This is a genomic window from Bosea sp. F3-2, assembly GCF_008253865.1.
Classification (GTDB): Bacteria; Pseudomonadota; Alphaproteobacteria; order Rhizobiales; family Beijerinckiaceae; genus Allobosea.
In genome coordinates this window covers 4,809,702-4,826,090 of record NZ_CP042331.1, presented here as the reverse complement: position 1 = coordinate 4,826,090, position 16,389 = coordinate 4,809,702, and the positions used below count along the sequence as shown (strand labels likewise).

At 65.9% G+C, this 16,389-nt stretch carries 16 protein-coding genes; 3 read left to right on the top strand and 13 right to left on the bottom strand.

Annotation, left to right across the window (positions count from 1 at the left end):
* Window positions 1-8 precede the first annotated feature (8 nt).
* The 13 genes from FQV39_RS22275 to FQV39_RS22215 form a co-directional block, all read right to left on the bottom strand.
* Window positions 9-719, bottom strand: a complete 711-nt coding sequence (locus FQV39_RS22275; protein ID WP_149132286.1) for an ABC transporter ATP-binding protein — start codon at window positions 717-719, stop codon at window positions 9-11.
* Window positions 712-1,464, bottom strand: a complete 753-nt coding sequence (locus tag FQV39_RS22270) for an ABC transporter ATP-binding protein (RefSeq protein WP_149133979.1) — start codon at window positions 1,462-1,464, stop codon at window positions 712-714. The genes FQV39_RS22275 and FQV39_RS22270 overlap by 8 nt, the downstream gene beginning before the upstream one ends.
* Entirely contained in the window at window positions 1,464-2,468 is a 1,005-nt protein-coding gene (locus tag FQV39_RS22265) for a branched-chain amino acid ABC transporter permease (RefSeq protein WP_149132285.1), read from the bottom strand. The genes FQV39_RS22270 and FQV39_RS22265 overlap by 1 nt, the downstream gene beginning before the upstream one ends.
* On the bottom strand, window positions 2,465-3,322 hold the full coding sequence (locus FQV39_RS22260; RefSeq protein ID WP_149132284.1) for a branched-chain amino acid ABC transporter permease: 858 nt from the start codon (window positions 3,320-3,322) through the stop codon (window positions 2,465-2,467). The genes FQV39_RS22265 and FQV39_RS22260 overlap by 4 nt, the downstream gene beginning before the upstream one ends.
* A gap of 34 nt (window positions 3,323-3,356) precedes the next feature.
* Window positions 3,357-4,532 (bottom strand): ABC transporter substrate-binding protein, encoded by a 1,176-nt coding sequence (locus FQV39_RS22255; protein WP_149132283.1) that lies wholly within the window; start codon window positions 4,530-4,532, stop codon window positions 3,357-3,359.
* Window positions 4,533-4,581: 49 nt separating this feature from the next.
* Window positions 4,582-5,265, bottom strand: coding sequence for a 4-carboxy-4-hydroxy-2-oxoadipate aldolase/oxaloacetate decarboxylase (locus FQV39_RS22250; RefSeq protein ID WP_149132282.1), 684 nt, complete (start codon window positions 5,263-5,265; stop codon window positions 4,582-4,584).
* Window positions 5,262-5,987 (bottom strand): PIG-L deacetylase family protein, encoded by a 726-nt coding sequence (locus FQV39_RS22245; RefSeq protein WP_149132281.1) that lies wholly within the window; start codon window positions 5,985-5,987, stop codon window positions 5,262-5,264. Before FQV39_RS22245 ends, FQV39_RS22250 begins: the two co-directional genes overlap by 4 nt.
* 22 nt (window positions 5,988-6,009) lie before the next feature.
* Window positions 6,010-7,128: a 4-oxalomesaconate tautomerase gene (locus tag FQV39_RS22240; protein ID WP_149132280.1), complete on the bottom strand. Its 1,119-nt coding sequence runs from the start codon at window positions 7,126-7,128 to the stop codon at window positions 6,010-6,012.
* A 4-nt stretch (window positions 7,129-7,132) separates the two neighbouring features.
* On the bottom strand, window positions 7,133-8,119 hold the full coding sequence (locus FQV39_RS22235) for a Bug family tripartite tricarboxylate transporter substrate binding protein (RefSeq protein WP_210251131.1): 987 nt from the start codon (window positions 8,117-8,119) through the stop codon (window positions 7,133-7,135).
* Window positions 8,119-8,949 (bottom strand): NAD(P)-dependent oxidoreductase, encoded by an 831-nt coding sequence (locus tag FQV39_RS22230; RefSeq protein ID WP_187640018.1) that lies wholly within the window; start codon window positions 8,947-8,949, stop codon window positions 8,119-8,121. The genes FQV39_RS22235 and FQV39_RS22230 overlap by 1 nt, the downstream gene beginning before the upstream one ends.
* A 47-nt stretch (window positions 8,950-8,996) precedes the next feature.
* Window positions 8,997-9,953: a LysR family transcriptional regulator gene (locus FQV39_RS22225; RefSeq protein ID WP_149132277.1), complete on the bottom strand. Its 957-nt coding sequence runs from the start codon at window positions 9,951-9,953 to the stop codon at window positions 8,997-8,999.
* 91 nt (window positions 9,954-10,044) lie between these two features.
* On the bottom strand, window positions 10,045-11,238 hold the full coding sequence (locus FQV39_RS22220; RefSeq protein WP_149132276.1) for a glycosyltransferase: 1,194 nt from the start codon (window positions 11,236-11,238) through the stop codon (window positions 10,045-10,047).
* Complete coding sequence (locus FQV39_RS22215) at window positions 11,187-11,801, bottom strand: MarR family transcriptional regulator (RefSeq protein WP_149132275.1); 615 nt, start codon at window positions 11,799-11,801, stop codon at window positions 11,187-11,189. The genes FQV39_RS22220 and FQV39_RS22215 overlap by 52 nt, the downstream gene beginning before the upstream one ends.
* 324 nt (window positions 11,802-12,125) lie before the next feature.
* Between FQV39_RS22215 and FQV39_RS22210 the strand changes: the two genes are divergently transcribed.
* The 3 genes from FQV39_RS22210 to FQV39_RS22200 all read left to right on the top strand — a co-directional run bounded on the left by FQV39_RS22210 (window position 12,126) and on the right by FQV39_RS22200 (window position 16,322).
* Window positions 12,126-13,880 carry a type I secretion system permease/ATPase gene (locus FQV39_RS22210; protein WP_149132274.1) on the top strand — a complete coding sequence of 585 codons (1,755 nt, stop codon included), beginning with the start codon at window positions 12,126-12,128 and terminating at the stop codon, window positions 13,878-13,880.
* Complete coding sequence (locus tag FQV39_RS22205) at window positions 13,877-15,232, top strand: HlyD family type I secretion periplasmic adaptor subunit (protein ID WP_149132273.1); 1,356 nt, start codon at window positions 13,877-13,879, stop codon at window positions 15,230-15,232. Before FQV39_RS22210 ends, FQV39_RS22205 begins: the two co-directional genes overlap by 4 nt.
* A 295-nt stretch (window positions 15,233-15,527) precedes the next feature.
* Complete coding sequence (locus tag FQV39_RS22200) at window positions 15,528-16,322, top strand: calcium-binding protein (RefSeq protein ID WP_149132272.1); 795 nt, start codon at window positions 15,528-15,530, stop codon at window positions 16,320-16,322.
* Window positions 16,323-16,389: the final 67 nt, after the last annotated feature.

Below are 16,389 nucleotides of genomic sequence, written 5' to 3'. Positions count from 1 at the left end.
CTTGGTGGTCATGCTGCGGCGGCGAGGCCGAGATGATGTTCGAGCCGCGCGGGCTCGGCGATGAGCGTAGCACTGCGCTCGGCAAGCACCACGCGGCCGCGTTCAAGCACGATGGCGTCGTCAGTCAGCTCGAGGATCTTGCGCGCATGCTGCTCGATGACGATGGCGGAAAGCCCTTCCTCGCGGAACAGCGTCTTCAGGGCCTTGAGCAGCTCCTCGACGATGATCGGCGCAAGCCCTTCGGTGGGCTCGTCGAGCAGCAGGAGCTTGGGGTTGAGCATCAGCGCCCGGCCGATCGCCAGCATCTGCTGCTCGCCGCCGGAAAGCTGGTTGCCGAGATTGGCCTTGCGCTCCGCCAGCCGCGGAAACATCCGGAAGACACGAGCAACATCCCACGGGCCCGGCCGCGCCACCGCCGTCAGGTTCTCCAGCACCGTCAGCGACTTGAAGATGTTGCGCTCCTGCGGAACCCAGCCGATGCCGGCATGCGCCCGCTGCTCCGGCGAGGCGCTGGTCAGGTCCCGCCCCGCCAGCACGATCCGCCCGCCGCGGCGGCGGGTGACGCCGATGATGCTGTTGACCAGCGTCGTCTTGCCGACGCCGTTGCGGCCGAGCAGCGCGAGCGAGTGCCCCTGCGCCAGCGCGAGGTCGATGTCGAACAGCACCTGCGCCTCGCCATAGCCGGCGCTCAGCTTCTCGATCTTGAGCAGTTCAGACATGGGCGCCCTCACCGAGATAAGCCGCACGCACCGCCGGATCGCGCGCCATCTCCTCCGGTGTCCCCTCCGCCAGCACGCGGCCATTGACCAGCACCGTGATGCGGGTGGCGAAGCGGAAGACGAGGTCCATGTCGTGCTCGATCAGCAGCACGGAGACGTCGTCCGGAAGTTCGGACACCGTCTGCATCAGCTCGCGGCGCTCAGCCTCGGGCACGCCGGCTGCCGGCTCGTCGAGCAGCAGCACGGAAGGCCTCGCCGCGAAGGCCGCGGCGATTTCGATCTGCCGCTGCTTGCCATAGGGCAGCGTCGCGATGGTCCGGTCCATGATATCATCGAGCCTGAAGCGGGTCAGGATCTCGGCGGTCTGGTCGACGAGTTCCGCGTCGCGATCGAGCGCGCGGAAGGGATGGCTGCCGCGGCCGAGCCGCTCGGAGGTGACCAGCGCGATCATCTCCAGCGGCGTCATCGTCGCGAAGAGCTGGTTGATCTGGAAGGTGCGCGCCAGGCCCCGCTTCACCCGCGCCTCGCGCGGCAGCCTGGTGATGCCCTCGCCCATCAGTTCGATGCGGCCGGAACTCGGCTTGAGCACGCCGGTGAGCTGGTTGACGAAGGTGGTCTTGCCGGCTCCGTTCGGGCCGATCAGCGCGTGGCGGGCGCCTTTCGCCAACGTGAAGTCGACATGATCAGTCGCGGTGATGCCGCCGAAGCTCTTGACAAGGTCGAAGGTCTGGAGAGCGACGGCCATCATGCCCCTCCCCGCCCGAGCCGGGCGAACCGGCCGGCCACGGCCTTGATCCCGCCATGGATGATCTCGCGTCCGCCGAGGACGAAGAGCACCAGGAACAGTCCGATCCAGAACATCCAGTATTGCGGGGTGAAGGTCGCGATCGCGTCCTGCAGCAGCTTGAAGGCGATGGCACCGACGAGGCCGCCATAGAGATAGCCGGCACCGCCGATGATCAGCACCAGCATCAGATCGGCCGAGCGGTGGAAGTCGAGCACATCGAGCGAGACGAATTGCGTGGTCTGGGCGAGCAGCACTCCCGCCGCCCCGGCATAGGCGGCGGCAATCGTGTAGGCGGCAGCGAGGCGCCGCGCATTCGGCACGCCCGAGGCCGAGGCCCGCAGCGGGTTGTCGCGCACCGCGCGCAGGGAGAGGCCGAAGGGCGAATGCACCACCCGCCGCGCGATCAGGAACAGGACGAAAAGCACGCTCAGCGAATAGAGATAGGCGGTGCGGCCGAAGAGATCGAAGTCGAACAGCCCAATTACCGGACCCATCGTGATGCCTTGCAGACCATCGGCGCCACCGGTGAGCGAGCCGAAGGAATTCGCCAGCTCGTAGAGGATCAGCGCCACGCCGAGCGTCACCATCAAGCGCGTCAGGTCCGTGCCGCGCAGCACCAGCGGGCTGGTGACGAGGCCGAGCAGCCCGGCCGCCCCCATGCCGACGACGAGGCCGGCGAGCGGATCGCCTCCGACATGCTTGGCGAAGAGCCCGGCCGCGTAGGCGCCCATGCCGAGGAAGGCGGCATGCCCCAACGAGACGATGCCGGCATAGCCGAGGATCAGGTCGAGCGAGAGCGCAAACAGCGCGAGGATCGCGATCTCGTTGAGCAGCAGCAGATGGCTCGGGAACAGCAGGAAGGCGGCGAAGGCAATGAGCCAGAAGGCGATCTCCGCCGGATGCCAGCGCCGGCCCGCATACAAAGCCTGCCTGACTTTGGCTTCGAAGGTCTCGGCCCTCATGCCCGCGCCCTCGCGAACAGCCCATGCGGCCGGGTGATCAGCAGCACGACCATCAGCGCATAGATGATGAAGGCGCCGACTTGCGGCACGAGATACTTGCCGACGACATCGGCAACGCCGAGCAGCATCGCGGCGAAGAAGGGACCGGTGATGCTGGAGGTGCCGCCGACGGTGACGACGATCAGGAAGTAGATCATGAACTTCAGCGGAAAGCTCGGGTCGAGGCCCATGAGCTCGATGCCGAGCGCACCGCCGAGGCCCGCAAGCCCACTGCCCAGCGCGAAGGTCAGCGCGAAGAGCCGGTTGACCGGGATGCCGAGCCCGCGCGCCACCCGCGCATCATCGACCGCCGCGCGCAGGCGGCTGCCGAAGCGCGTGCGTGTGAAGCCCCATTGCAGGGAGAAGGCGAGCAGCCCGCAGATCGCGATGACGAAGAGCCGGTAGCGGCCGATGCCGACCCCCGCGATCTCGAAGCGCCCCTGCAGCCAGGCCGGCAGGTGGATGAACTGCTGGGTCGAGCCCATCAGCCAGTCCGTGCCGGCCACCGCCATGAAGACCAGCCCGATCGAGAACATCACCTGATCGAGATGGCTCTTGGCGTACATCGGCCGGTAGATCAGCCGCTCCAGCACGATCCCGACCACTGCCGCCGCCAGGAAGGCGAGCGGCAGGCTTGCCAGGAACGGCAGCCCAAGCCGCTGCATCGCCTGCACGGCGACATAGCCGCCGAGCATCGCGAAGGCGCCGTGGGCGAGGTTGACGAAGTTCATCAACCCCATCGTCACGGAGAGCCCGCAGCCGAGGACGAAGAGCACCATCCCATAGGCGATGCCGTCGAACAGGATGGTCAACATGTGCGTCGATCCGCTGCGGTCGGATGCCCGCCCGTCACTTGCGGGCCTTCACCGGATCCTTGACGTCCTTGATCGTCGCGAACTCGACATTGTGGAGCTCCGAGCCGACTTTCTGCGTCTTGCGGACATAAATGTTCTGGATGATGTCGCGGGTGTCGGGGTCGATCTTGACCGGCCCGCGCACGCTCTCCCAGGAAGCGCCCTTCATCGCTGCGATCAGCTTGTCGCCGCTGGCATCGCCCTTGGTCGCCTCCAGCGCCTTGGCGATCAGCTTCATCCCGTCATAGCCGCCGACTGCCATAAAATTCGGGCGCATACCGGGATTGGCCTTCTGAAAGGCCTCGACGAAGGCCTTGTTCGCCGGGCTGTCATGGGCCGCCGAATAATGATGCGTGGTGATGGCGCCGAGCGCAACGTCGCCGATGCCTTCGAGGATGTCGTCATCGACCACATCGCCAGGGCCGATCAGCTTGACGCCCGCCTTGTCGAGACCGCGCTCGACGAACTGCTTCATGAACTGCGCGCCGACGCCCGAAGGCACGAAGACGAAGAGCGCATCGGGCTTGGCCTCAGAGACACGCTGCAGGAAGGGGGCGAAATCCGGGTTGCGCAGCGGCACGCGAACGCTCTCGACCGTGCCGCCCGCCGCCTTGAACTTGTTCGCGAAGGAGGTCTCGGCATCGATGCCCGGCCCGTAATCGGTGACGACCGTGAAGACCTTCTTGATGCCGTTCGCCCAGGCCCAGTCCGCCATCGGCTCGGAGGCCTGCGGCAAGGTGAAGGACGTCCGCACGATATAGGGCGAGGCCTCGGTGATTGAGGCGGTCGCCGCCGCCATCACGATCTCCGGCACCTTCGCCTGCGTCGCGACCTGCGCCGTCGCCATCGCGAGCGGCGTCAGGCCGAAGCCGGCGAGCACCGAGACCTTGTCGTTGACGACCAGTTCCTGCGCGAGGCGGCGCGTCGCATCGGCATTGCCGGCATCGTCCTTGAGGATCACTTCGAGCTTGCGCCCGCCATGGGTGGCGCCTTCCTTGGCCAGGAAGAGCTTGACCGCCGCATCGATCTGCTTGCCGGTCGAGGCGAATGGCCCCGTCATCGGCAGGATGAGGCCGATCTTCACCGCTTCCTGCGCAAGCGCAAACCCGCTCGTCGAGGCGGCCAGCGCCAGGCCGAGCATGCCACTGAGAATCGTCCTGCGAACCGTCATTGCCGTTCCCTTTCCCCTGCTGCGGCTTTCTGCGAAGCCGTTCTTCGTCTCAATCGTCGTCGCGATAGACGAGGCCTGCTTTGGCGAGCCCTTCGCGCATAGCGTACATGTCCAGTCCGAGTTCGCCAGAGGCGAGACGCCGGCGCTTCTCCTCCTCGGCGGCCTCGCGCTTGCGGCCAGCCGCCGCGACAGTCTCCGCCTCCAGCCGCGGCACCACCACGATGCCGTCGTCGTCGGCGACGATCACGTCGCCCGGATGAACCAGCGCCCCGGCGCAGATCACCGGCACATTGATCGAGCCGAGCGTCGCCTTGACCGTGCCCTTGGCCGAGATCGCCCGCGACCAGACCGGAAAGCCCATCTGCGTTAGCACGCGCACATCGCGCACGCCCGCATCGATGACGAGGCCCACCCCGCCCCGCGCCTTGAGCGAGGTCGCGAGCAAATCCCCGAACATGCCGTCGGTATTGTCGGTGGTGCAGGCGACGACGAGCACATCGCCCGGCTGCACCTGCTCGATCGCGACATGGATCATCCAGTTGTCGCCGGGCTGAGCGAGCACGGTGACGGCCCCACCGGCGATCTGCGCGCCGGAATAGATCGGCCGCATATAGGGCTTCATCAGCCCGGTCCGGCCCATCGCCTCATGCGTCGTGGAGACGCCAAGTTCCCGGAGATCAGCCATCGCAGCGGCCGGGGCGCGCTTCTTGGTGCGGACGACGACGGGGATCATGCCAGCGCCTCCAGCGCTTCCGGGAACAGCCGCTGATAGGCCTCGCCATAGGTCATCGCCTTGCCGGAGTTGCGGCTGCCCTGCATGCCGCGATTGAGCGCGACGCGGGTGTAGTACTCCCAGAGATGCTTCTGCGCGGCGAGGATCTCGAAAGCCCGACGCTTCACCTCCCAGACCTCGTCGATGTTGAGGATGACGTTCGGCTTGAAATTGCACTGCTCGGGCTGGTGCGGCTCGAACAGGAAGACTGGTGGCGCGGCATAGGCGCGGTCGGGATCGGGCTTGTGCCCGGCCGCCTGCGCGATGATGCGCGCCTCCTGGGCGAAGCGCGTCGCCTCGGGGTGGTCGACATTGTAGGGGTCTTCCAGCGCATGCGTCAGCACGAAGCTCGGCTTGAGCTCGTGGAAGATGTCGATGGCACGGTCGAGCATTTCCGGCGTGGTGCGCAGCGGATAGTCGCCGGCATCCATGAACTCGATCTCGGCGCCTAGCAGCTCCGCGGCTGCTTCGGCCTCCTCGCAGCGCTGCGCCTTGACGTCCTCCATCCTGACGCCCGCCTTCTTCCAGGCGAACTGGCTCTCGCCGCGCTCGCCATAGGACAGGCAGAGGATCTTCACCCGCATGCCGTGCTTGGCATGCAGCGCGATGGCCCCGCCCGCCCGCCAGACGAAATCGCCCGGATGCGCCGTGATCACCAGACCTGTCTTCTGCTGGTTCGCCATGGCAGCTCAGCCCCCTCTCAATTCATTCAGCAGCGTCACGGGCGTTGCCCGCATGCGCCGCCATGACGCTCGCCGGCACAAAGGCGCGGCCCTCCATCAAAATGCGCGCGGTACGCAGCAGCCCGGCCCGCTCGATCACCGGTTTCCCAGCCGTTCCGCCAAACGTCAGCGTCACGGTGAACTCGCCGGTCGGATGCTCGACCGAGAGCGAGCGTTCCCGGCCTTGCGGCATCACCGAGACGGAAGCCGCCGGCGAACCCGGAAGCGCCGCCGCGGTCGCCACGGTCACGGCGGCGAAGACGCCGATCGAGGCGTGGCATTCATGCGGGATGAAGCTGCGCGTGCAGATCGCGCCGTCGGCCTGCGGCGGCGCCACGAGCGCGATCTTCGGCACGACCTTCTTCGCGACATCGCCTAGATTCATCAGCGGCCCGGCGGCGAGCCGAATGCGCTCGATCCGCGTCTTGAGCTCCATATCCTTGTCGAGCTGCTCGCGCGGCTCATAGCCGGTGCGCCCGAGACCGGCGGCCCGCATCACGATCACCGGCATGCCGTTGTCGATCAGCGTGCAGGGCACGCCCTCGATGACATCGACGACATTGCCGGTCGGCAGCAGCGCTCCGCAGACCGAGCCCTCTGCGTCGAGGAAACCGATATCGATCGGCGCCGAGGTTCCGGGCACGCCATCGATGCGCGCATCACCTTCGGCGCTCGCCTCGCCATCCGGCGTATCCATCGTCAAATCAGCGATGGTACCGGTGTTGATCGTGCGGACGCGGATCGTCGTGCGCACGCCACCCGCCTTGACCAAGCCGCGCGCCAGCGCAAACGGCCCGATGCCGGCGAGGATGTTGCCGCAATTCGGCGTCGTATCGACATTCGCCGTCTCGATGCCGACCTGGGCGAACAGGAAATCGATGTCGCATCCCGGCTCGCTCGACCTGGAGACGATCGCGACCTTGCTGGTCAGCGGATGCGCGCCGCCGAGCCCATCGACTTGCCGCTTGTCGGGCGAGCCCATCACGGCCAGCAGGAAGGCGTCGCGTGCCGCGACCTCCGCTGGCAGGTCGTCGCGCAGGAAATAGGCGCCCTTCGAGGTGCCGCCGCGGATCAGCATACAGGGAACGGCGATCTGGCCCATTGCCCTACTCCGCTGCCTTGATGCCGGCGCGCGTGATCACATCGCGCCAGAGCGCCAGTTCCGAAGCAATCAGCTTGCCGAAGCCGTCCGGCGACTCGGGTCGCGCGATGGCGCCGTCGCGGGCCAGTGCCGCGGCGAAGTCAGACTGGCCGAGCAGCGCGTTAATCTCGCGGTTGAGCCGATCGACGACCGGGCGCGGCGTCCGCGCCGGCGCCACCACGCCGTACCATTGCACCGCCTCGAAATCGGGCAGGCCACCTTCCACCAGCGTCGGCAGGTCCGGCGCGAATCCGACCCGCTCACGGCTGGCAACGCCGAGCACCCTGAGCTGCCCGCCCTCGGACAGGGGCAGCACGGCCGGGCCGCCGGTCAGCGTGAACTGGACATTCCCGGCGACCAAATCGTTCACCGAAGGCGCCGTGCCGCGATAAGGTACATGCACCGCGTCGATGCCGGCGCGATAGGTCAGATAGGCCGTGGCGATATGGGCGGCGCTGCCCTGACCACCGGAGCTGTAGTTCAGTTTGCCGGGGTTCGCCTTGGCGTATGCGATGAACTCGCCGAGCGTCTTCGCCGGCAGCTTCGGATTGATCGCGAGGATGTTCGGCACCATGGCCACGAGCGCGACCGGCTGGAAATCCTTGACCGGATCATAGGGCACATTGGGATAAAGCGCAGGCGCGAAGGCGAGCGTGCCGATATGCCCCATCATCAGCGTATGGCCGTCGGGCTCCGACTTGGCGACTTGGCCCGCCGCCGTCATGCCGCCGGCGCCCGGCCTGTTCTCGATCACGAAGCCCTTGCCCGGGATCGTCTGTTCAAGTTTGGCGGCGATCAGCCGGGCCAGCACGTCGGTGCTGCCCCCCGGCGTGAAGGGCACGACGATGCGAATGATCTGGCTCGGCCATGCAGGCTGGGCCTGAACCGGGGCGCCGCCGTAGAGGCCAGCGGTGCCGAGGCCGGCAAGAACGGAGCGGCGGTCGAGCGTCATCAGGCAGCTCCCTCCCGGCGCGCCCCGCGCTGCTGGGCATCGGCGATGGCACTGGCGAGACCGGGCTCCAGACCAGCAACAGTAAGCATCTCTGCTGCCTCGCGCATCTCGGCCGCCCGGCGAATGCCGTGGGTCGCGACGCGCTCGCGCATGTCGGCGGCGAGTGCATGGAAATCGATCGACGGAAACGTCGCGTGCAGGCTGGCGAAGACCGGGTCCTTGACGTCCCAGGCCTCGCAGGCGGCGGCGCAGTCCACCATCAGCGCCTCCAGCCCCTTGATCACGATGCTGCGGCAGAGCTTCATCGCCGAGGCGCGGCCGAACGTCTCGGAGACCGGCGTCAGATTCATGCCGAGCCCGTTCAGCGTCGCCGCTACCGCCTCAGCCTTCGGGCCACCGGCAAGGATCGCGACCTTGAGCCCGGGCTTCAGCACCGGCGCCATCACCGCCGCCTCGACATAAGCAGCGCCGCTGGCCTCGACCGCCTTCGCCGCACGCTGCTTGGTCGAAGGTGCGGCCGAATTCACATCGACGAAGATCTGACCGGGCTTCAGCCAGCTCGCTGCCTCGGCAGCAACCGCTTCGGCCCGATCTGCTGTCACCGCCGAGAAGACTAAGGACGCTTGCGAACAGGCCTCGGCCGGCGACGCACCACACCCGACGCCGATCTGCCGCGCCGCATCCTCCAGCCGCCGCCCGGCATCACTGCCGAACAGCAGGTCGTAGGCACGGATTCCGGCGGCACCGTTGGCCAGCAGGCCGCGCGAGAAGGTCTGTCCGACCTCGCCGAATCCGATGAATGCGATCGCTGCCGGTGTCGAACCAGCCATCGTGGCACTCCCTGTGCGTTTCATCCCGCAGCAAGGGTGGAGCAGGCTCATTGCTTCATCAAATGATAAGAATGCAGCGATTGATTAGTTTCATTCATCGCTCGCGGCGCGACGCTGCGCTTTAGCGCCTGGCTCAGCAGGGACAGAAGATCACGCGCTACAGGGCGCAGCGGCACGGTCTTGCGGATGACGATGCCGAGCGTCCGCGTGATGGCCGGCGCGCGCAGGGGCACGGCGACCAGCTCTCCAGCATCGACGACGTCGAGCGCGAGCTGCGGCACCACCGCATAGCCGATACAGGAACGCACGAGGCTGACCGCGGTGACGACCCGCTGGACCTCGTAGCGCCAGGTCAGGCTCTCGCGCCGCGCGCCCAGCGCATCGTCGATCAGGATGCGATTGCCGGTTTCGGCGCTGATGCGCACGAGCGGCTCGCCCTGCAACTGCGCCCAGGTCAATGACGGAGCCTGGGCCAGCGGCATGCTGCGATGACTCACCAGCACGAAGGGCTCCTTCACCACCGGCTTCAATTCCAGGTCCCAGCGATTCGCCGCAACGATGGTGACGCCGAACTCGGCCTCGCCGGATTGCACCTTGTCGGCGATTTCCGAGGCCGAATTGTCGTGAACCCTCACCCCGATGCCGGGATGGCGCTTGGCGAAGGCGGCGATCACCGAGGGCATGCAATGGGCGGCAACCGTCGGCAGGCAGCCGACCGAAACCTGCTCGTCTCCCTCCCGAACATCGACCCGAACCTCGTCGAGCGCCGAGCCGAGATCCTCGAAGATGCGCCGCGCCCGCGGCAGCAGCGCCGTGCCGGCCGCCGTCAGCGAGACCTGCCGCGTGGTGCGCAGGAACAGCGGCGTGCCCAGCGATTCCTCGAGCTTGCGGATGCGGTGGCTGAGCGCCGTCTGCGATAGGTTGAGATGGGAGGCAGCGGCGCGGAAGCTGCCGCGCTCCGCGATGCTGATGAACGCCTGAAGCCCTAGAACATCCACGCGCATGGGATTGCCTGGTCCTCGCGATGGCAGCCGCCGACGGAAAGCGATCCGTCACCGGTATCAGCAACCGCGCGGCTGACAAATATCCCGCTGCCTATTCGCCGAACTGGCGAATCCAGCCAATCTGCCGGTCGACGCAGCGCTCCCGCTCGTAACCGGCGATCACCGTCTCGCGCGCGGCCCGCCTGAGCGAACGAGCCAATACGGGCTGCGCCAGCGCCTGCTCGATGCGCTCAGCCAGCAACTGCTCGTCGTGGAACGGCGTAAGCAAACCGTTGCTTCCGTCACGGATGACCTCCTTCACCGGCTCCGTATCCGAACCGATGACGAGGCAACCGCAGGCCATCGCCTCAAGCAGCGACCAGGACAGAACGAAGGGAACAGTGAGATAGATATGCGCCGCCGAGACCTGGAACAGCCGGATCAGATTCTCGTAAGGCAACCAGGGGATGTGGACGATGCGGTCACCGAGCCGGGTCTCCGCGCACATCGCCTCGCGCCAGCTGTTGTCATCGGAACGCGGGCGCCCATAGCCGGCGCCATCGCCGCCGATCACGACGAAAATGAGATCCGGATGACGGGCTGCCAGAATAGCCGCCGCGCGCATGAACTGGGGGTAGCCGCGATAGGGGTCGAGGTCGCGGGCGACGAAGGTGACCACCGGTGAGCCCGGGGTCAGCACACGGCCATCGGGCAGAACGAAGGACGCTTCTGCATCAGGTCGACAGAAGGTTGTGTCGATGCCGTCATGGCAGACGGCGATCCGCTTGCGGTAAGCCGCCGGATATTGCTGGCGCTGCCACTGCGTCGGCGCATAGGCGGCATCCAGCGTGTCGAGAGCGAGTAGCTGTGCGGCATTGCGCATGCGGACGCGATAGCGATCGGCCGCGGGGACCGGATCGCTCATGCCGAAATCCAGGTCGGATCCCGTGCTGCGGTAGTAATACTCGCAGTATCCGATCAGCGCGGCATCGGGGAGCGCGTCGCGGGCGAACAGCAGCCCTCCCCACCCGATGTGTCCGAGGACGACATCGGGCGGGTCGGTGCTCTTCAGCCGCTCCATCAGCTGGGCAACCGCCTCGCCCGTCCGCAGGTGATATTCGGTGGCGGCGAGCGCGGGATGCCGCGTCGACGTCTCCTCCACCGAATACACCAGCTGACTGACGCCGGGTTGCTCCTGCTCAGGACGCTCCGTGATCAGCGAGACCTCGACGCCCTGGGCGACGAGGCTCGCGATCAGAGCAGCGAATTGACCAGATCCTGCGCGATGAACGAATAGGACATGCATGATGCGAGCAGCACGCCGCCGTAGCGGAGCGCGTCATTCCACCATTGTTCGAGTTGGCGCAGGGTTTCGTGAGTGGTGCGCAGATCGGTGCCGCGGTTGCTTTCGAGCCGCTGACCGACCTGGCTGGCCTCGTCGAGAAGCCGCAGACGCTCGCACAGCATCTGGCCCTTCAACGAGAGAGAGATACGCGCTTGCCGCCGATCGCGCGGCGAAGCCCCACGATCGAGATAGCCACTCTCCACCAGTTGCTTGAGATTGTAGGACGCGTTGGACCCTCCGTAATGTCCACGGTCCAGGAGATCGCGGACCGCGATCTCGCCGTGCCCGATCGTCATCAGGACCATCACCTGCGATGGCGAGATGTCGTCGATGCCCAGCTTGTTCAGCTCGAGGCGCAGGTAATCCAGAAAGCGCCGGCTGACACGTTCGATAACGCGGGCCAGATCGAACGGGGAAATTCCGCGATCGGGTCCGTCTTCAAGATCATCGGACCCGTTCGCCCGAGGATGGCCATTCAAGGATCTGCCTAGGAATTGCTCGCCGCTACGCAATTTAAAGTGCATCCCTTACTCCGCCTGGTCGAAAAATGAACAATCCACCCTTTTTGTCCCCTTTCTCCACTAAAAGCCTATAGGCAAAGCACATGCCATATTCAGTGGCTAATAATTAAGATTGCATCAATCCAGAGTTGGTCGGAAACTAGTTCGAAATTCAAAGTTTTGCATAGTTTTGCCTCATTTGCTTTCTTCCGACTCGATGGACTACCGTTCTAATCTGTCATAATCTTGACACTCCTTCCGTATCACGTTTGCCTTGTTGATAGCGAGCACGTGTCTGGCGGCCTCGCCGCCACGTTCCGCACCCCAATCACAATCCTGGAGTCATGCATGAAGGCTGTGATGCCGGCACCTGACGTCCTTATCCGGAATCTCCAGCGCTCCTTCGTTGGCGGCCTCGGCTATGCGGCGTTCCTCAGCCTCTGCGTGAACCTGCTGCTGCTGACCGTTCCGCTGTTCATGATGCAGGTGCAGGACCGCGTCATCGTCAGCCACAGCTACGACACACTCACGATGCTCCTCGTCATCGCCGTCGGGGCCCTGACGCTGTACGGCACGGTCGAGTTCATCCGCTCCCTGACGTTCCAGACCATGGCCAGCATTTTTGCACGCCGGCTCAATCTGCCGGCGCTGCAGGCCGCCGTGAGCTCGTCGCTGGAGCAGGGCTCGGGACAGGCGACGCAGGCGATTCGCGACCTCAACGATATCCGCTTCTTCATTGCGAGTTCGGCGATCGCGACCCCGCTGGAAGCGGCCTGGTCGCCGATTTTCCTCGCGGTCCTCTTCGCATTGCATCCGGTCTACGGGCTGGTCAGCCTGGCCTCGCTGATCATCCTGCTGCTGCTCGGCGTATTGTCCGACATGCTCACCCGCCGGATCCTCAAGGAGGCGAACGAGGCGGGCGTCGCCAGCATCAACGAGGTCGGCGCGAGCCTGCGCCATGCCGAGACGATCGAGGCCATGGGCATGCTGCCGGCGCTCTCCCGGCGCTGGCGCGGCCAGCAGCTCGCGATGATCGAGCAGCTCGACATGGGCACCCGGCGCGCCAAGTTCATCGCCGCCCTGACACGCTCCATACGCATGACCATGCAGCTTGCCGTCTATGCAACCGGCGCAATCCTCATCATCCGCAACGAGGTCACCGCCGGAACGCTGATGGCCGCGAGCATCTTGTCCGGCCGACTGTTGGCGCCGTTTGATTCGATGATCACCGACTCGCGGCAATGGGTTCTGGCCGCTGCCGCCTGGAAGCGCGTGCGCGACCTCGTGCTGACGCGCAGCTCGCAGCGGCAGACGGTGCCGACTCCGCCCTGCCAGGGCGACCTCGTGGTCGATCGCGTCGTCTTCGCACCGCCGGGCTCGGAGCAGACCGTGATCAAGAGCGTCTCCTTCGCGCTTGAACCGGGCGAGGTGCTCGGCGTGGTCGGCCCTTCCGGCGCCGGCAAGTCGACGCTGGCACGGCTGCTCGTCGGCGTGCTCAAGCCCAATGTCGGCGGCGTCTATCTCGATGGCCACAGCACCTTCCTGTGGGAACGCGGCTCCTTCGGCGCGATGGTCGGCTATCTCCCGCAATCGGTCTCGTTGCTGAACGGCACGATCGCCGAAAACATCGCCCGCATGCGCGAGCCGGACCCTCACGCCATCCTGGAAGCCGCGCGCATCGCCGGGGTTCACGAGCTGATCGGCCGCCTGCCGCTCGGCTACGACACCAATGTCGCCGATACCGGCTTCACTCTCTCGGGCGGCCAGCGGCAGCGCATCGGTCTGGCACGGGCGCTCTACGGCTCGCCGCGCCTGATCGTGCTCGACGAGCCCAACGCCAACCTCGACGCCGAAGGCGAGCAGAGCCTGATTCGCGCCATTGCCGCGGCGCGCGAAAGCGGCGCCATCGTCGTGCTGATCGCGCATCGCCCCTCGGTGATGCAGGTCGTCGACAAGCTCCTCGTGCTGCGTGAGGGCCGCGTGCAGCAATTCGGCCCGCGCGCTGCCATCGCCGGCATGATCACGCCAAGTGGCCGGATCGAAATGGAGCCTCCCGCCAACACACCAGCCACACCGACCCCGATCCGTGAGGTGAAGGCATGACCGGACGTTCCCTGATCAAACGCCCTGAACAGCCCCTGGTCGTGCAGATCGATGCAGAGCTGCAGGATGAGCGCGTCCCGAGCCTGCGCAGCCTGGTCCTCGCCGGCGCTGCTGCGATCGGCGTCGGCTTCGGCGGTTTCGGCGCCTGGGCCGTCACTGCGCGGCTCGACAATGCCGCCGTCGCGAATGGCGTCGTCGCCGTCGACAGCAAGCGCAAGACGGTCAGCCACCTCGAAGGCGGCATCCTGAAGACCCTGCTGAAGGCAGAAGGTGAGCGCGTCACCAAGGACGAACCGCTGCTGCGGCTCGAGGACGCGCGCGCCCGCGCTGAATTGCAGCAATTGCAGGCCAAGCGCATCGGGCTGGAAGCAAAGCTCGCCCGCCTGCGCGCCGAACAGACGAGCGCGACCGATATCGCCTTCCCCGCCGACATTGCACGCATGGAAACGCCGATCGCACGTGAGGTGCTGCGGGCCGAGCAGACGTTCTTCAAGTCACGCAGCCAGGTCCAGGACGGCAAGATCCATATCCAGCAGCGCGTCATCGAGCAGCATCAGGCCGAAGCCGATGCACTGAAGGCCCAGATCGACGCCACCCTTCAGCAGCGCTCGCTCATCGACGAAGAGGTTCGGATCATGGCCGACCTCTACGAAAAGCGCTACGCCAAGCGCGGCCAGCTCGTCGAACTGCAGACCAAGCAGAGCGAACTCGTCGGCCGGGCGGGCGAGTTCGCCGCCCGCAAGGCCAAGGCCGAGCAGGCGGTGGCCGGGGCCAATCTGGAAATCCTTTCGATCAGTCTCGAACGGCAGAACGACATCGCGAGGGAGATCCAGGAATCCCAGCTCATGCTCTCCGAGGTCACCGAACGCATCGTGCAGGCCGAGGATGTGCTGCGCCGCCTGGTCGTGATCTCCCCGCAGGAGGGCATCGTCGCCAACATCCGGATGCGCACCGCTGGCAGCGTGATCGCCGCCGGCGAGGCGATCCTCGACATCGTGCCGGAACGCGAGCCGCTGATCGTGGAAGCGAAGGTCGATCCGCGCGACATCGATGCGGTCCGCGTCGGCGCCAACACACGCGTGCGCCTGACCGCCTTCAACTCCCGTCTGCTGCCGCCGATACAGGCGAAGGTGACCTATGTCGCGCCGGACCAGCTCATCGATGAGAAGACCGGCGCGGCCTACTTCATCGTGCGCGCCGAAATCGATCAGGAAAGCCTGCGCGACTACAAGGTTTCGCTGCATGCCGGCATGAACGCGGAGGTCATGATCGTCAATGGTGCGCGCCGGGCGATCGACTATCTGGTTTCGCCGTTCACCGACAGCTTCAACCGCGCCTTCCGCGAAGACTGACCCGCAGCGCAGCCCGGCGACATCGGTCGCTGCGCTGCTCATGCGGGTATTTCAATTTTGGAAATATATTCACAGTACACTCGAAGGAATTACCTTTATAAAATAAAGGCTAAACTGTGCTGCATCGCAAAATCGTCACAACAAAAGCCTTGCTGCAACGCACTACTTGAGTAATTCTTAGGTCGTCGAGCGACAGCATGACCTATGCGGAGCTGTCGGAACCGTTCCTGGACTTTCAATTCCGCGGCGCCGCCGCCGAACGACCAGGATCATCAGATCGCTATGGAGGTGCCGTATGGCGACGATCGAAGGAAGTGCATTCGACGACTTTTTGATTGGGAGTCGCTTCAGCGACGTAATTCTGGCCGGTGCTGGCCATGACATCGTCCATGGCGGCGATCAGGTCGACTCGCTCTTCGGCGAGGAAGGCAATGACCTACTCTTCGGTGATGGTGGCAATGATGCCCTGTTCGGCGGCGAGGGCGACGACACCCTCTTCGGCGGGCTCGGTGACGACGTCCTCTCCGGCGACGAAGGGAATGACTCCCTGTTCGGCGGCGAAGGCGACGATACGCTCATCGGCGGGGCCGGCGACGACATCCTGCGCGGCAATGCCGGCAACGATGTGCTGATCGGCGGCGAAGGCAACGACATCCTGCAAGGCGGACCTGGCGACGACATCCTTCAGGGTGGCGCCGGCAACGACGTCCTGCAGGGCGGCCAGGGCGCCGATATCCTCTATGGCGGCGCCGGTGACGACGTCCTGCAGGGCGGCGCTGGTGACGACATGCTGTTCGGCGGCGCCGGCAACGACACTCTGCACGGCGGCGCCGGCAGCGACGTCTTCGTCTTCGCCGGCGGTGGCGGCAACGACGTCGTCCTCGATTTCCATGCCGGCTCGGACATGCTGCAGATCGCGCAGGACATCAACGGCACGGGCGTGGCTTCGGCCGAGGACGTGGCGGCGCGCGCGACCACGGTCGGCGGCAACACCGTCATCGATCTCGGCAATGGCGACACCCTGACCCTCGTCGGCGTGAACGCCGAGGACGTGCAGGCCGATCCGCACTCCTACTTCTCGGTCGCCTGATCGACCTGACGCGCGTCCCGCCCGGCCGTGTTCGGGCGGGACGGCACACCCCAACGTCCTCCTGGAG

Coding starts and splice junctions, on each gene's coding strand:
- FQV39_RS22240 (WP_149132280.1), bottom strand. CDS start 7,128: ATGGGCCAGATCGCCGTTCCCTGTATGCTGATCCGCGGCGGCACCTCG.
- FQV39_RS22205 (WP_149132273.1), top strand. CDS start 13,877: ATGACCGGACGTTCCCTGATCAAACGCCCTGAACAGCCCCTGGTCGTG.
- FQV39_RS22270 (WP_149133979.1), bottom strand. CDS start 1,464: ATGGCCGTCGCTCTCCAGACCTTCGACCTTGTCAAGAGCTTCGGCGGC.
- FQV39_RS22230 (WP_187640018.1), bottom strand. CDS start 8,949: ATGGCTGGTTCGACACCGGCAGCGATCGCATTCATCGGATTCGGCGAG.
- FQV39_RS22210 (WP_149132274.1), top strand. CDS start 12,126: ATGAAGGCTGTGATGCCGGCACCTGACGTCCTTATCCGGAATCTCCAG.
- FQV39_RS22220 (WP_149132276.1), bottom strand. CDS start 11,238: ATGCATGTCCTATTCGTTCATCGCGCAGGATCTGGTCAATTCGCTGCT.
- FQV39_RS22225 (WP_149132277.1), bottom strand. CDS start 9,953: ATGCGCGTGGATGTTCTAGGGCTTCAGGCGTTCATCAGCATCGCGGAG.
- FQV39_RS22245 (WP_149132281.1), bottom strand. CDS start 5,987: ATGGCGAACCAGCAGAAGACAGGTCTGGTGATCACGGCGCATCCGGGC.
- FQV39_RS22250 (WP_149132282.1), bottom strand. CDS start 5,265: ATGATCCCCGTCGTCGTCCGCACCAAGAAGCGCGCCCCGGCCGCTGCG.
- FQV39_RS22215 (WP_149132275.1), bottom strand. CDS start 11,801: ATGCACTTTAAATTGCGTAGCGGCGAGCAATTCCTAGGCAGATCCTTG.
- FQV39_RS22265 (WP_149132285.1), bottom strand. CDS start 2,468: ATGAGGGCCGAGACCTTCGAAGCCAAAGTCAGGCAGGCTTTGTATGCG.
- FQV39_RS22200 (WP_149132272.1), top strand. CDS start 15,528: ATGGCGACGATCGAAGGAAGTGCATTCGACGACTTTTTGATTGGGAGT.
- FQV39_RS22235 (WP_210251131.1), bottom strand. CDS start 8,119: ATGACGCTCGACCGCCGCTCCGTTCTTGCCGGCCTCGGCACCGCTGGC.
- FQV39_RS22275 (WP_149132286.1), bottom strand. CDS start 719: ATGTCTGAACTGCTCAAGATCGAGAAGCTGAGCGCCGGCTATGGCGAG.
- FQV39_RS22260 (WP_149132284.1), bottom strand. CDS start 3,322: ATGTTGACCATCCTGTTCGACGGCATCGCCTATGGGATGGTGCTCTTC.
- FQV39_RS22255 (WP_149132283.1), bottom strand. CDS start 4,532: ATGACGGTTCGCAGGACGATTCTCAGTGGCATGCTCGGCCTGGCGCTG.